General features: G+C 71.6%; 12 protein-coding genes. 8 read left to right on the top strand and 4 right to left on the bottom strand.

What is annotated here, in order from left to right:
• Both ACZ53N_RS29985 and ACZ53N_RS29980 read left to right on the top strand, forming a co-directional pair.
• Positions 1-303 carry an acyl carrier protein gene (locus tag ACZ53N_RS29985; protein WP_469143943.1) on the top strand — a complete coding sequence of 101 codons (303 nt, stop codon included), beginning with the start codon at positions 1-3 and terminating at the stop codon, positions 301-303.
• Positions 300-1,526: a beta-ketoacyl-[acyl-carrier-protein] synthase family protein gene (locus ACZ53N_RS29980; RefSeq protein WP_469143942.1), complete on the top strand. Its 1,227-nt coding sequence runs from the start codon at positions 300-302 to the stop codon at positions 1,524-1,526. Before ACZ53N_RS29985 ends, ACZ53N_RS29980 begins: the two co-directional genes overlap by 4 nt.
• A gap of 56 nt (positions 1,527-1,582) precedes the next feature.
• Here ACZ53N_RS29980 and ACZ53N_RS29975 read toward each other — a convergent pair whose 3' ends face one another.
• Positions 1,583-2,641 (bottom strand): aldo/keto reductase, encoded by a 1,059-nt coding sequence (locus tag ACZ53N_RS29975; RefSeq protein WP_469143941.1) that lies wholly within the window; start codon positions 2,639-2,641, stop codon positions 1,583-1,585.
• 156 nt (positions 2,642-2,797) lie between these two features.
• Here ACZ53N_RS29975 and ACZ53N_RS29970 point away from each other — a divergent pair, with 156 nt between their 5' ends.
• Complete coding sequence (locus ACZ53N_RS29970) at positions 2,798-3,694, top strand: DUF1963 domain-containing protein (RefSeq protein ID WP_469143940.1); 897 nt, start codon at positions 2,798-2,800, stop codon at positions 3,692-3,694.
• A gap of 49 nt (positions 3,695-3,743) precedes the next feature.
• Here the strand turns inward: ACZ53N_RS29970 and ACZ53N_RS29965 are convergent, their stop codons facing one another.
• Positions 3,744-4,112, bottom strand: coding sequence for a bleomycin resistance protein (locus tag ACZ53N_RS29965; RefSeq protein ID WP_432903215.1), 369 nt, complete (start codon positions 4,110-4,112; stop codon positions 3,744-3,746).
• A 141-nt stretch (positions 4,113-4,253) separates the two neighbouring features.
• On the opposite strand from ACZ53N_RS29965, the gene ACZ53N_RS29960 reads away from it, so the two are divergent.
• A complete protein-coding gene (locus tag ACZ53N_RS29960; RefSeq protein ID WP_469143939.1) occupies positions 4,254-5,060 on the top strand; it encodes an SMI1/KNR4 family protein in 807 nt (268 codons plus the stop codon).
• Positions 5,061-5,184: 124 nt separating this feature from the next.
• Here the strand turns inward: ACZ53N_RS29960 and ACZ53N_RS29955 are convergent, their stop codons facing one another.
• A complete protein-coding gene (locus ACZ53N_RS29955; protein ID WP_469143938.1) occupies positions 5,185-6,114 on the bottom strand; it encodes a zinc-binding dehydrogenase in 930 nt (309 codons plus the stop codon).
• A 158-nt stretch (positions 6,115-6,272) separates the two neighbouring features.
• Here ACZ53N_RS29955 and ACZ53N_RS29950 point away from each other — a divergent pair, with 158 nt between their 5' ends.
• From ACZ53N_RS29950 to ACZ53N_RS29935, 4 genes are all read left to right on the top strand, one after another.
• The gene (locus tag ACZ53N_RS29950) at positions 6,273-6,938 is read left to right on the top strand and encodes a TetR/AcrR family transcriptional regulator (protein WP_469143937.1); all 666 of its coding nucleotides are present in this window, start codon (positions 6,273-6,275) and stop codon (positions 6,936-6,938) included.
• 144 nt (positions 6,939-7,082) lie between these two features.
• Entirely contained in the window at positions 7,083-8,477 is a 1,395-nt protein-coding gene (locus ACZ53N_RS29945) for a cytochrome P450 (RefSeq protein WP_469143936.1), read from the top strand.
• 196 nt (positions 8,478-8,673) lie between these two features.
• Positions 8,674-9,663, top strand: a complete 990-nt coding sequence (locus ACZ53N_RS29940; protein WP_469143935.1) for an ornithine cyclodeaminase family protein — start codon at positions 8,674-8,676, stop codon at positions 9,661-9,663.
• A 46-nt stretch (positions 9,664-9,709) separates the two neighbouring features.
• Entirely contained in the window at positions 9,710-13,402 is a 3,693-nt protein-coding gene (locus tag ACZ53N_RS29935; protein WP_469143934.1) for a hydantoinase B/oxoprolinase family protein, read from the top strand.
• Here the strand turns inward: ACZ53N_RS29935 and ACZ53N_RS29930 are convergent.
• Positions 13,360-14,232: a universal stress protein gene (locus tag ACZ53N_RS29930; protein ID WP_469143933.1), complete on the bottom strand. Its 873-nt coding sequence runs from the start codon at positions 14,230-14,232 to the stop codon at positions 13,360-13,362. The genes ACZ53N_RS29935 and ACZ53N_RS29930 overlap by 43 nt on opposite strands.
• Between the last annotated feature and the right edge of the window lie 198 nt (positions 14,233-14,430).

Below are 14,430 nucleotides of genomic sequence, written 5' to 3'. Positions count from 1 at the left end.
ATGACGTCACCTCTGTACGAACCGGTGAAGGATTGCCTCACTCGTCACTTCAACCTCGACGCCGGGCAGATCCACCCCGAAAGTACGCTGGAGGGCCTGGGATTGGACTCGCTGGCACTGGTGGAATTCTCCTGCGTACTGCAGGACGAAGTCGGTCTCGCCCCGCTCGCCGGCACCGACCCACCCGCGGACATCGCCACCATGACCCTCACCCAGTTCGTCGCCGCGCTCGAGGAGCTCCAGCACCGAACCGCGACTCCGGGGGCGGAGACTCCCGCCCCCACCACGCAGGCCCCGTCGTGAACCGCACGGACATCGCGGTCACCGGACTGGGCTTGCTCACCCCCGGTGGTTTGGGAACGGACACCTCCTGGCGCAGCGTCCGCATCGGCATTTCCACCGCCGCCACGGACCCCGAACTGAAGGGGATGCCCGTCGACTTCTCTTGCCGGGTACCCGGCTTCGACGCCATGGCGACGTTGGGGCCCCAGGTATGGCGCATGGACCGCTTCGTGCAATTCGCCATCGCGGCCGCCCGCGAAGCCGTCACCGACGCCGAGCTCTCCCCCGAAACCTGGGACGGAGCCCGCGTCGGCGTCGTCATCGGCGTGGGAACCGAGAGCAAATACGCCATGGACGACGCCATGCAGCGCAAATTCGACGGACGGCCGCTGACCGTCTCCCCCCTCACCGTTCCGCGCATGACCACGAACATGGCCGCCGGCGAGGTCGCCATCGATCTGGGCATCATGGGACCGAGCATGGCGGTGAGCACCGCCTGCGCCTCCGGTGCCACCGCCCTGGGAGTGGCACGCGACCTCCTGCTCGCCGACCGCTGCGACATCGTGCTGGCCGGCGGATCCGAGGCATCCTGTCATCCCGTCACCTCACTGTGCTTCTCCCAGATGAAGGCCCTCTCACCACGCGTGAAGGACCCCGCCCGCGCCAGCCGGCCTTTCGACAAGGACCGCGACGGATTCGTCCTCGGCGAAGCGGCCGGCATCCTTGTCCTCGAACGAGGAGCGGACGCGGACGCACGGCACGCGACGGTCCGGGCCTACTTCCAGGGGTACGGGACCTCCACCGATGCCTACCACTACGCGGCTTCCCACCCCCACGGTGCCGGAATCGAGCGAGCCTTCCGTTCGGCACTGGCCGATGCGGGCATGGATCCGGCCGACATCGAACACATCAACGCCCACGGCACGTCCACTCCCATGAACGACCGTATCGAGGCACAGGCCCTGAGCCGGCTCTTCCCTGCCGGCCCTCCCCCGGTGACCTCGACCAAAGGCGTCACGGGACACACCCTCGGGGCGGCGGGCGCCATTGAAGCGGCCTTCTCCGTCCTCGCGCTACAGGACCAGCTCATTCCCCCGACAGCCAACTTCGACAGTCCAGGGCCCGGCATCGACCTCGATATCGTGGCCGCCGCCCCGCGCGAGCAGTCCCTGCGGACAGTCGCCAGCAACTCCTTCGGATTCGGCGGCCACAACAGCGTCCTGATCTTCCGAGCGGCCCGGTAGAGACGCCGGCCGCACGGTCCCCCACCGGCACCGGCCGGCTTCGAGCGGCTGACCGCCTAGAGAACCTCACCGGTCGTGCGGCGACAGGTGGAGCGTCGGTCCTCGATGGCGGCCCACCGGTCGCCGTAGACGTTCTCCGTGATGCCCGGCTCCCGGAGGAAGTCGTGCGGGAATCCGAGCGGCACCGCGCTCACCGCGTCGAGCCGTTCGACGGCGGCCGCGTCGAGTGCGACCTCGGCGGCGGCGAGATTGTCGGCGAGCTGACTCTCCTTGGTGGCGGCGATGATCGGGACGATGTTGCCGGGACGGCCCCTGAGCCATGCCAGCGCCACCTGCGCCGGGCTCCAGCCGCCCTGTTCGGCGATCTCCACAACCGTGGTGATGATCTCGTCCTCCCTGCGGTCCGTCCCGCTGTCCCAGCCCGGTGCGTTCAGCCTGCCCGTCTCGCCGCGCCGGTACTTGCCGGTCAGTTTGCCGCCCGCGAGCGGGCTCCACGCCAGCACGGCCAGGTCGAAGGCGCGGGCCTGCGGCAGCAGTTCACGCTCCGGTGTGCGATCCAGCAGGTTGTAGCGCAGCTGCGAGCCCGCGAACGAGGTCCACCCGCGGAGCTCGGCGAGTGTATTGGCCTGCGCGATCTCCCAGGCGGGCCAGTCGGAGACGCCGATGTAGAGCACCTTTCCGGCGCGGACGAGGTCGTCCAACGCCCGCATGACCTCCTCGACCGGTGTGAAGTTGTCCCGGGCGTGCACCCACAGGATGTCGAGGCGATCGGTGCGCAACCGGCCGAGGCTCTCCTCCACCGATCGCACGAGGTTCTTGTGGTGGTTGCCCGCCGCGTTCACATCGCCCTTGCCGGTGGCGCAGGTGTACTTGCTCGCCAGGACGAAACTCTCGCGGCGACCGTCGAGCAGCTCGCCGAGAATGGTCTCCGAGGCGCCGTCGGTGTAGACGTTGGCCGTGTCGATGAAGTTGCCGCCCGCGTCGGCGTAGGCGTCGAGGATGCGCCCGCTCGTGTCCTTCGCGGCGCCCCACCCCCAGTCGTCGCCGATGGTCATGGCGCCCAGGCTCAGCTCGCTGACACGCAGGCCGGTCCTGCCGAACAGTGTGTATCGCACGGTGTTCCCTTCGGTGAGGTCGTGCCCACGACGCTATGAGCTGGAGCGTGCTTCAACGCAAGTTCATCGGCGGGTGTGTCCTACCCGGGGGTTAGGCTCTCGATTCGCCGCGGCAGGAGCCGCCGTGCGTGAGCCGGTTCGTCAGGAGTGCCCGCCATGGCTCGTACCACCCCGCCCCGCCCCCTCGACGTGGAGGCGCTGTTCCCCGAAGTCGTCCCCTATCGCAGGGACGCGGTCCGACTGCACCCACGGCCCGGGAACCCCGGAGTGCGGGAGAGTTCGCTGGGCGGGCCGGTGCTGTGGCCGCGGTCGGTGGACTGGCCGCACTGCGACGACGACCATCCGTCGACGGCGTTCGCGCCGCCGCCGGCGGCCGGTGCGCTGCCCTTGGTGCCGGTGCTCCAGTTGTTCGCCGTCGATGTGCCCGAGCTGCCCTTTCCCACCGGAACGGACGTCTTGCAGGTCCTGTGGTGCCCCTTCGACCACAGGGCCGGTTATGTGCCCCGCCCGGAGCTGTACTGGTGGGACAGTGCCCGGTGCGACGGTGCCCCCGTCGCACCGCACCGGCCGGCCGGTGCCCACGACGACTACCTCCCCGACCCGTGCGTGCTGCACCCGGAGCGGGTCACCGAGTACCCGAACTGGGATCTGCCCGAGGACATCGCCGACGCGCTGGAGGAGCGGTTCGAGGAGGTGGAGGAGGAGACCGGTTGGTCGTACTGGTCCCACCTCTCGGTGCCACACGGCGTCAAGGTCGGCGGATACCCGACGTGGACCCAGGATCCGTACTGGCCCGACTGCACCGGATGCGGCCTGCGCATGGACCATCTGCTGACGGTCAACAGCAGGGAGTTCGACGGGGAGTCGTGGCGGGGCTGGCTGCCCTTGGAGGACACGCCCGCCGCGGGCGAGATCTGGGACCTCCCCTACGAGGAGCGCCAAATGGTCCAGGGGCCGCCGGGGCTGATGCTCGGCGACATGGGCGGCATATACCTCTTCGTCTGCACCCGGTGCCCCGACCGGCCCTACGCCTACCACTCCGACTGCTCGTAGCGCTCGGGCAGGAGCGCTGCACGGTCCCGCGTGGCTGCCGCCCGTCGTCTCAGCGCTCGGCGGCGAAGTGGACGCAGTTCCCGGCGGGGTCGCGCAGCGCGAACTCGCGGCCCGCGGGCGAGTCGCCCACCTCGGTCATGGCCGGTCCGGAGACGTCCGCGTAGTCGGTGGAGACCACCCGCGACCACTCCTCGTGCAAGGCGTCGAGGCCTACGACTTCCACCCACGCGGAGGTGTTGTCGGCGACGACCTGGTGTTCCGTCCGGCTGATGAACAGCTGTACGTCACCTCGGTGGATGCCCGCGAAGTCCCGGTCCGCGAAGTCCTCTTCGAAGCCCAGGGCATCGACCCAGAAGGCGACGTCGGCCAACACGTCGACAGCGGTCAGAACCGGGACGGCGCCGGTGAATTTCACCATGACGGACCCCTTTCGCGTGGTTGCAGTACAGATGTTGCTGTACAGAGGGGGAACCAGGCTATCGGCGGAGCGGCGCCGCGGCCCGATTAGGGTGGCCGCATATCTTTTTCCAGCCCTCTGCTCACCGACCTCGTCCGGCGGGTGCCGCCGCCGGCGCACCCGACGGGCGGTCAGGGCGACTGGGCGGCCGCGGAGGCCTCGCTCGGGACCCGTCTGCCGTCCGATTTCAAGGCACTCGTCGCCACCTACGGCCGGGGGGAGTTCTGTGACGTCATCGGGCTGTGCACCCCGTTCGGGGAGGACAACCCGGTGCGGCTCTCGGCGGACCTGCTCGAGGACTACGGCTCGTCGCGGGAGATGTTCCCGGAACGCTATCCGTATCCGCTGTTCCCGGAACCGGGCGGACTTCTCGCCTGGGGGCTGACCGATGTCGGCCACCATCTGTGCTGGCTGACCGTGGGAGAGCCCGATTCCTGGCCGGTGGTGGTCTGGTCGCGCGACGACGACCACGAGGAATACCACTGCTGTGCCACCGACTTCATCGAGGGCTGGACCAGCGGCCGGATCGTCTCCGAGGTCATGCCCGACGACGAGGGCCTCGCCCCGTGGTTCGACGCGGCGCGCGAGGAGGTCCATGTGTACGTTCCGCTGTCGGAAGGCCCCCTGCCCTACCCGGAGCGGCTGCGTATCCTGCGTGAGGCCTTGGCGCCCACCGTCGACCGGGGCAGCTTCCACTCCGTGTACGACGACAGCCGCCAGGACCACTTCGCGACCGTGGAGACCGGTTGGCGGCTGACGTACGAGACGGCGTACGGCCATCAGATCCGGGTGGCGTTCCCGCCCGGGGACAGTGAGCGTGCCCGCCGGGCGGTGCTCGGGGCGGTGGCGGCGATGGGCTGCGAGGTTCTCGGGGCGAACACCGTGCACGGCGCCGCCGCGTGGGCCTGACCGGCGGGCCTTCGACTGCCGACCACTGTGCCGCCTGCGGCGGCGAGTGCCCTGTGGGCGCGTCCTCAAACGCCGGACGGGCTACTGTGCTCTGTCCTCAAACGCCGGACGGGCTGATCTCGTATCAGGGGATGTCCAGCACCGCCTTGCCGTGCAGACGGCGTTCGAGCAGGGTGCCGATCGCGTCGGCGGCCTCGTCCCAGCCGCCGCGCCAGGAGATCTGCGGGTCGAGCCCGCCGGTGGCGACCTTGTCCGCGAGCCAGGTCAGGTCGCGGGCGAGCCCCGGGCAGCCGAGCAGGAAGAAGGAGGTGATCACGCGGTCGTGCCGGCCCTGGTCACCGAAGAGCGCGCCGAACGGCAACGTCTCGCTCTGCCCCGCGGAGTGCCCGACCGCGACCAGGGTGCCCCGCTCGACCAGCTTGCCGTAGGCGTCCACGAGTTGCTGCCCTCCCACCAGCTCCACGACACCGTCGACCGGCCCGTCGACCTGGAGCGGTCCGTTGACCACCTCGTGGGCTCCCAGCTCCAGGAGGCCGTCAGCGTGCTTTCCCGGGTCTCCGGTGGAGGCGATGACGTGCGCTCCGCCGAGCCGGGCGAGCTGCACGGCGTACCGGCCGACGCCACCCGTGGCTCCGGTGACGAGAACGCGCCTGCCCAGGAGGGGCCCGACGCGGTGGAGGGCGCGCAGGGCACTGGCGCCCGCCACGGGCACCGTGCTGATGGCCCCGGGGTCGGCTCCCGCCGGGACGACCCCTATCAAGTCGGTGTCGACGGCCCGTAGTTCGGCCCAGGCGCCGTCGGCGCCGAGCGTGACCACGGGGGTACCGGCCGCGGGTCCGGAGCCGTCGGCGGCGGCCCGCTCCACGACTCCGGCCGCGTCCCACCCGAGGACGGTGCCCTCGGGTGCGCCCTTCAGGCCGAACTCGACCTCGCCGTGGTTGAGGGATGCCGCCGTCACTCGCACCAGGGCCTGGTGCGGGGCGGGCTCGGGGTCGGGGGCCTGTCCGAGGCGGAGGCCGGCGGGAACGGATCGGTCGACGAGCAGGGCACGCATGAGGTGCACCTTTCACTGGGGATCGGACCACTGGGGATCGGATCGTCACGGGAGATCGGGTCGGTGAAGACCGGGCCGGTGAAGATCGGAAACACAGTTATGCCACTGAGTGGCATAAGCGCGCAAGTGGCATTCACCCCTCGGGTACGCTTGCCGCCATGAGCAACGCGCTGCCGCCCCGCGACCCCGACGACCGGATCCCGCTGCGCGAACGCAAAAAGCAGCGCACGCGGCAGACCCTGGCCGACACCGCCCTGGAGCTGTTCACCGAGCGGGGCTTCAACGGGGTGACCCTCGACGAGCTCTGCGACGCGGTGGACATCTCCAAGCGCACGTTCTTCCGCTACTTCGCCGGCAAGGAGGATGTCGCCATGGCGCCGACCCAGGACCTGTGGCGGGCCTTCCTCGAGGACCTTCAGACGCGCGAGCCCGGGGACGGCCCGGTGCTGGAGATGCTGCGGGACGCCCTGTTGGCCGCGATGGACCGGATGACCGCCGACGGTTGGGCCCACCGCGTCCTGCTCTCCCGCCGACTGGCCGCTGTCACCCCGTCGATGGACGCGCACGGCCTGCACTTCTGCCACGACACCGGCCGGGCCGCGCGCGCCATCCTGCACCGCCGCCTCGATCTGGCCGACCCCGAGGACCCGCGCACCCGGCTGGCCGTGGACATGCTGGTCGCCGCCTTCCACTGCGCCCTGGACACCTGGACGGCCGGGCCGGGCACGCCCACCCGCGCCGGTCTGGCCGCCCAGGTGCGCGACGCCTGCGCGGCCCTCCCCAGCAGCCTCGCCCTGACCGCCGGCCCGCGCCCACCGGAATAGCCCGACGAGCCACGGCCGCGGCCCCCGGCGGCCCCTGTCAGTACGTCACCACATCACCCGATTCCGCCTTTTACACGGTCGAGCGGTGGGTAATCATCATGAATACCCACTTCGAAGGTCTTCGTACTGCCTGGGGGTCGTGTCATGACCGCGACCGCTCTGCCGCTCCGTCCCGTCCCCGGCCCGCGCGGTCTGCCGCTGCTGGGGAATCTCCCCGCCTTCGGCCAGGACCCGCTGACCTTCCTCACCCGGCTTCGCGACGAGTTCGGGGACGCGGTGACGTGGTCGCTGGGTCCGAGGCGCAGCCTGTTCGTCTCCCACCCCGAACACATCGCCGAGCTGTTGGGTGCCGTGGAGCAGACCTACGACACGCTCGAGATCGGCTGGGCGCTCAAGCAAGTGACCGGCCGGAGCGTCATCCTCAGCCAGGGAGCCGACTGGCGCCGCAAACGCTCCCTCGTGCAGCCGACCGTGCGCCCCCGTCAGGTCCGCGCGTACGCCGCGACCATGGCCGACTGCGCGCGGTGGTCGGCCGACCGCTGGACGGACGGCGGGCGCGTCGACGTGCGCGGGGAGATGGCGCTGCTCACCCAGCGGATCGTGGTGCGGACGCTGTTCGGCAACGACATCGGCGACCAGGCCCGCGCGCTGGGCGACGCGATGGCCGTGGCGCAGCGAGAGGTCGGGGCCGAGCTGCGGGGCATCGCTCTCTTCCTGCCGTCCTGGGTGCGCACGCCGGCCCGCCGGCGGCTGCTCGCCGCCGTCGCGACCATCGACGCCGAGGTGCACCGGCTGATCGGTGAGCGCCGGGCCGCGGGTGCGGGCGCCGAGGCGCGCGAGGACCTGCTGAGCAGGCTGCTGGCGGCCCGGGACGACCGGGGCCTGCCGCTGTCCGCCCAGGAGGTCCGCAACGAAGCGGTGACGCTCTGGGCAGCCGGTCAGGAGACCACCTCCACCGTGCTGACGTGGGCCTGGTACCTCCTGTCGAGGTCACCGGAGGCCCGGGCCCGGCTCGACGAGGAACTCGACCGGGTGCTCGGCGGGCGGCTGCCCACCATCGACGACTACGAACGGCTGAGCTGGACCCAACAGGTCGTCAAGGAGGCGCTGCGACTGTATCCGCCCGCCTGGCTGCTCGCCGCCGTCGCCCGGGAGGGATCGACCCTCGGCGGTACGGCCGTGCCACCCGGCACGGTCGTGTGGTGCAGTCAGTGGTCCACCCACCGGGATCCCCGGTGGTTCCCCGAGCCGACGGCCTTCCGCCCGCAGCGCTGGGATCCCGACGCCCCCGATCCCGTCCCCGACCACGCCTGGTTCCCCTTCGGTGGTGGCCAACGCAGCTGCTTGGGCGCCCGCTTCGCCCTGGTCGAGGCCACCATGGTGCTGGCCACGGTGGGCCTGCGGTACCACGTGGACGTCGACCCGGGCGAGGCGGCGGTCCAGGCCGGCCTGCTGCTCCAGCCCGCCGCCCCTCTGCACGCCACCGTCCGCCGCCGCGCGCCCCGGGCGCCGCGGCCGGAATCCGAGGCGGGCGGGTGACAGCGCCGTAACCGGGGGCACGGCGGAACGGACACGAGGCGGACCACGCGTACAGTCGAACACGTTCGGACGCGCTCGGAGGCGTACGAACGGTGAACGTGCCCGTCGGCGTGGTGTGTTCGTGGCCGAACCGGCCCCGCCTGCGGGCCGACGCCCCGACCGCGCGGCGGGACGGCGAATCGGGAGGCTGAGGCGTGTGCTGGTTCTGGGGCCCACCCAGGTCGAGACCCTTCTCGACCTGGACGACTTGATCGACACCTTGGCGACGGCGATGGCAGATCTCAGTGCGGGCCGCGCCTCGGCGCCGGACCGGGTCGCCGCGCAGGTGCCCGAGCGCGAGGCGCTGCTGGCCGCCATGCCCGGCCATGTGCCCTCGGCCGGGGTGCTCATGAGCAAGTTGGTCTCCCTCTTTCCCCACAACACGGGAACGCCGCTGCCCACCCACCAGGCACTGATCGTCGTGTTCGACCCGGAGACGGGCGAGCCCGTGGGCCTGCTGGACGGTACGGCCATCACCGCGGAACGCACCGGTGCCTGCTCCGCGCTGTCGGCGCGGCTCCTGGCCCGCGAGGACGCTTCCGTGCTGGCCGTCCTGGGCACCGGGGTGCAGGCCCGTTCGCACGCCCGCGCCATGTGCCGGGTCCGCCCGATCCGGCAGATCCGGGTGGCGGGCCGTAACCCGGCGAAGGCGGCCGCTCTGGCCGAGGAGCTGTCGTCCGTACTCGACGCCGAGGTACGGGCGGTGCCGACCTACGCCGAGGCACTCGACGGCGCCGACATCGCCGCCGCGGCCACCCACACCACGGATCCGGTGGTCCGCCGGCCCTGGCTGGCACCCGGAGTGCACATCACCTCGGTCGGGTACAACCCGAAGGGCCGGGAGATCGACGATGCCACCGTCGCCGACGCCCTGGTGTGCGTCGAGTCGCGGCGGACCGCGCTGGCCCCCTTCCCCACCGGCAGCAACGACCTTCTGGAGCCGATCCGCGACGGCGTCATCACCGCCGGGCACGTCCACACCGAACTCGGCGAGCTCGTCGCGGGCGACAAGCCGGGGCGCACCTCGCCGGAGCAGATCACCCTCTACAAATCGGTGGGTGTGGCGGTGCAGGACGCGGCCGCCGCGGCGCTGGTCCTCGCCGCCGCCCGCGAGCGGGGCATCGGCGAGGAGATCACCCTGCGGTAGGAGTCGTGGCGGGCCGCGTCACGACCGGCGGTGAAGGGAGCGGACGTTGACGGACGGCGCCGGTGGGAAGTGGCAGTTCTGGGTCGACCGGGGCGGTACGTTCACCGACATCGTGGCGCGCCGCCCCGACGGCGGGCTGCTGACGCACAAGCTCCTGTCGGAGGACCCCGCCCGCTACCAGGACGCCGCCGTGGCCGGGATCCGCACGCTGCTGGGCCTGCGAGAGGGCCAGGCCGTCACGAGCGGCACGGTGGAGGCCGTACGGATGGGCACCACCGTGGCGACCAACGCCCTTCTGGAGCGCGGGGGCGAGCGGACGGCACTGGTCATCACCCGCGGCTTCGGTGACGCGCTGCGCATCGGCTACCAGAACCGGCCCCGGATCTTCGACCGTGCGATCACCCTCCCCCAGGCCCTGTACGAGCGGGTGATCGAGGTCGCGGAACGCATCACCGCAGACGGCACGGTCCTGCGTCCCCCGGAGCTCGGCCCCCTGGCCACGGAGCTGCGGCGCGCCTACGACGACGGCATCCGCGCGGTGGCGGTGGTGTGTCTGCACAGCCATCTGCACCCGGCGCACGAGAGGGCGATCGGTGCTCTCGCCGAGCGGATCGGGTTCCCGCAGGTGTCGCTCTCAAGCGAGGTCAGCCCGCTCATGAAGCTGGTGCCCCGGGGGGACACGGCGGTCGTCGACGCCTATCTCTCGCCGGTCCTGCGGCGCTATGTGGAGCGGGTCGCCGACCGGTTGCGGGGCGTGCGGCTGATGTTCATGCAGTCCAACGGCGGTCTCGCCGAAGCGGGGCACTTCCGCGGCAAGGACGCGGTCCTGTCCGGCCCGGCCGGCGGCATCGTCGGAATGGTGCGCATGTCGCGGCTGGCGGGGTTCGAGAAGGTGATCGGCTTCGACATGGGCGGCACGTCCACCGACGTGTCGCACTTCGCGGGCGAGTACGAGCGGGTGTTCACCACCCAGGTGGCGGGTGTCCGGCTGCGGGCCCCCATGCTGGACATCCACACCGTAGCGGCCGGCGGCGGTTCGGTCCTGCGCTTCGACGGCAGCCGCTACCGGGTGGGCCCGGACTCGGCCGGCGCCGCCCCGGGGCCCGCCTGCTACCGCGGTGGCGGCTCGCTGACCGTCACCGACGCCAATGTGATGCTCGGCCGGATCCAGCCCGCGCACTTCCCCCATGTGTTCGGGCCGGACGGCGACCGTTCCCTGGACGGTGAGATCGTGCGGCGGCGGTTCACCGAGCTGGCCGAGGACATCCGCGCGCGTACCGGCGACCGTCGTTCGCCGGAGCAGGTCGCCGAGGGGTATCTGCGGATCGCCGTGGCGAACATCGGCAGCGCGATCAAACGCATCTCCGTCCAGAAGGGCCATGACGTCACCGGGTACGCGCTGACCACCTTCGGTGGCGCGGGCGGCCAGCACGCGTGCGCGGTGGCCGACTCGCTCGGTATCCGCACCGTGCTGGTACCGCCGATGGCCGGGGTGCTCTCCGCGCTCGGCATCGGCCTCGCCGACACCACGGCGATGCGCGAGCAGTCGGTGGAGGTACCGCTCGACGAGGCACACATGGAGCGCATCGGCGCGGTCGCCGGTGAGCTGGAGTCGGCGGCGCGCGCCGAACTCCTCGACGAGGACGTCCCCGCGGCGCACATCCGGATCGCGCGGCGCGCGCTACTGCGCTACGACGGAACCGACACCACCGTGCCGGTCGAGCTCACCGACCCGGCCGGCATGACCGCGGCATTCGAGGCGAGCCACCGGGCGATGTATTCCTTCCTCATGGACCGCCCGGTCGTCGTCGAGTCCCTGTCGGTCGAGGCGACCGGCCTCACACCACAGCCCGACCTCGGTGGGCTCGACGGGCTCGATGGCGAGGAGACTGCCGAGGACACCGCGTCGCTCTACACGGACGGTGCCTGGCGTGAAGTCCCCCTCCACCGCCGGGAACGCCTGCGGCCCGGCACGTCCGTGACCGGCCCGGCCGTCATCACGGAGGCCAACGCCACCACGGTCGTGGACACGGGCTGGCACGCGGCCGCCGTCCCGGCGGGGCACCTGCTCGTCGAGCGCGTGGCGGCCCCCGCCGAGGCCGACGTCGGGATCACGGCCGATCCGGTCCTCCTGGAGATCTTCAACAATCTCTTCATGTCCATCGCCGAACAGATGGGCGCACGGCTGGAGTCGACGGCGCAGTCCGTCAACATCAAGGAGCGGCTCGACTTCTCGTGTGCCCTCTTCGATCCTGACGGCAGTCTCATCGCCAACGCCCCGCACATCCCGGTGCACCTCGGTTCGATGGGCACCACCGTGAAGGAAGTCATCCGGCGCCGTGAAGGGGCCATGAAGCCCGGTGACGCCTACGCGGTCAACGATCCGTACCACGGCGGTACCCACCTGCCGGACGTGACCGTGGTGACCCCGGTCTTCGACGACGGGACCGGCCGGACGGGGGCCGGGGGCGCGCGGATCCTGTTCTTCGTCGCCTCCCGTGGTCACCACGCGGAGATCGGCGGGCTGACCCCCGGTTCCATGCCGGCGCACAGCCGTGAGATCCACGAGGAGGGGGTGTTGTTCGACAATTGGCTGCTCGTCGAGAACGGCAGGCTCCGGGAGGCCGAGACACTGCGGCTGCTGACCCGGGCGCCCTACCCGTCCCGCGACCCGGCCACCAACCTCGCCGACCTGCGCGCCCAGATCGCCGCCAACCGCAAGGGCGTGGAGGAGGTCGGCAAGATGATCGACCACTTCGGCCTGGACGTGGTGCGGGCCTATATGCGCCACGTCCAGGACCACGCGGAGGAGGCCGTGCGCCGGGTCGTCGACGCGCTCGAGGACGGCGCGTACCGCTACGAGACGGATTCGGGGGCGGTCATCGCCGTGCGCGTCTCGGTGGACCGCGAACACCGCACGGCGACGGTGGACTTCACGGGTACGTCACCTCAGCTGGACACGAACCTCAACGCACCGAGTTCCGTGGTGACGGCCGCCGTGCTCTACGTCTTCCGGACCCTCGTCGCCGACGACATCCCGCTCAACGACGGCTGTCTGCGCCCTTTGCGGATCGTGATCCCGCCGGGTTCGATGCTGGCACCGGTCCACCCGGCCGCCGTGGTCGCGGGCAATGTCGAGACGTCCCAGGCCATCACCGGGGCGCTCTACGCCGCCATGGGTGTGCAGGCCGAGGGCTCCGGCACCATGAACAACGTCACCTTCGGCGACGAGCACCATCAGTACTACGAGACCGTCGCCTCCGGCTCCGGCGCGGGCGAGGGGTTCGACGGCGCGTCCGTGGTGCAGACCCATATGACCAACTCACGGCTGACCGACCCCGAGGTCCTCGAATGGCGCCTCCCCGTACTGCTGGAGGAGTTCGCCGTGCGGCACGGCAGTGGTGGTGCGGGACGGTGGCGCGGCGGCGAGGGCGCCGTGCGCAGGATCCGCTTCCGCCGGCCGATGACGGTGAGCACGCTCGCGGGTCACCGCCGGGTGCCGCCCTACGGCATGGCCGGCGGCTCCCCGGGCGCCCTGGGCGCGAGCCGCGTGGAGCGCGCGGACGGCAGCACGGTGCCGTTGGCCGGGTGCGACTCCGTCGAGGTGGGGCCGGACGATGTGCTGGTGGTCCGGACGCCGGGCGGCGGCGGATACGGCACCCCGTCACCGGGCGGTGCCCCCACGGCCGACGCCCGTCACACCCTCTCGGGGACGAGGGCGACGGGGCAGGGCGCGTGATGCAGTACGGCGTGGTTGCTGCGGCCGAGCTGAAGGCCGCCGTGCCCGGACAGCCGCCGCCCGCCGACGACCAGAAGCTCCGCGGTGGCGGCCGCCGCCAGCAGTGCGTGGTGCGCTGATCCCTCCACGGTCTCGCGACACACGTCCACGTCGGGATGGCTGCGCCGGAAGCCCGCGAGGGCGTCGTCCAGGATGTCCGCGGCCTGTCGCCGGTGCGCGGTCACCGGGTCGCCCGTGAAGAGGGGGTTGCCCATCGGGCGGTGCATCGGGGACCGCCAGGCCCGGATGGCCACCAGTCGGCATCGGCGCGTCTCCGCCTCGCGGAAGGCGAACCGGAGGGCCTGCCCGCTCTCGGCGGCGCCGCCGATCCCGACCACCACCCCGTGCGGTTGTGCGGCGGGGTCGGGCCGTGCGGTGCGCACCACCACCACCGGGCAGGGGGACCGGCCCGCCAGCGACAGGCTCACCGAGCCCAGGAGCAGCCCCGTGAGCCCGCCCCGGCCCCGCGAGCCGACGACGACCATCGTGGCCGAGCGGGCTTCCTCCAGGAGGGCCGTCACGGCGTCCTGCGGCCGGATCAGCGAGGAGATCCGTATCTCGGGGGCCTGGCGACGGGCGCGGTCCATCGCGGCCGAGACGATGTGATCGGCGAGGACGCGTTCGGAGGGGCGCTCGGGGTCCGGGGGGCCGCCTCCCTCGTAGCGCTCCCACAAACAGGCATAGACCATGCGCAGGGGCAGGCCCAGGCGCAGCGCCTCCTCCCCGGCCCAGTCCACCGCCCGCAGTCCGGTTTCCGACCCGTCCACCCCTACGACCACCGGAATCTCCATGATTCCCACCACTCTCCGCGATCGCCGTAAAGGCCTCATCACCACGGTCGCACTCCGGGGCGCGGGGTGCGAGGGAATCCGGCCCCTGAGCGGGCGGCCGCCGACCGCTTCCCAATGCTGAAGTCAAGCCATGGAGGTGACGGGCGGTACCACTTGGTAGCACCGTCGGTCACGGATGAGTGCCCAGATGACGTTGAC

This window comes from Streptomyces sp. NPDC033229 (assembly GCF_055576875.1).
This window is presented reverse-complemented; position numbering and strand designations above follow the sequence as displayed.

Excerpts from the sequence above, each read along its gene's own strand:
- ACZ53N_RS29965 (WP_432903215.1), bottom strand. The coding sequence starts at position 4,112 with ATGGTGAAATTCACCGGCGCCGTCCCGGTTCTGACCGCTGTCGACGTG.
- ACZ53N_RS29930 (WP_469143933.1), bottom strand. The coding sequence starts at position 14,232 with ATGGAGATTCCGGTGGTCGTAGGGGTGGACGGGTCGGAAACCGGACTG.
- ACZ53N_RS29955 (WP_469143938.1), bottom strand. The coding sequence starts at position 6,114 with ATGCGTGCCCTGCTCGTCGACCGATCCGTTCCCGCCGGCCTCCGCCTC.
- ACZ53N_RS29945 (WP_469143936.1), top strand. The coding sequence starts at position 7,083 with ATGACCGCGACCGCTCTGCCGCTCCGTCCCGTCCCCGGCCCGCGCGGT.
- ACZ53N_RS29985 (WP_469143943.1), top strand. The coding sequence starts at position 1 with ATGACGTCACCTCTGTACGAACCGGTGAAGGATTGCCTCACTCGTCAC.
- ACZ53N_RS29950 (WP_469143937.1), top strand. The coding sequence starts at position 6,273 with ATGAGCAACGCGCTGCCGCCCCGCGACCCCGACGACCGGATCCCGCTG.
- ACZ53N_RS29970 (WP_469143940.1), top strand. The coding sequence starts at position 2,798 with ATGGCTCGTACCACCCCGCCCCGCCCCCTCGACGTGGAGGCGCTGTTC.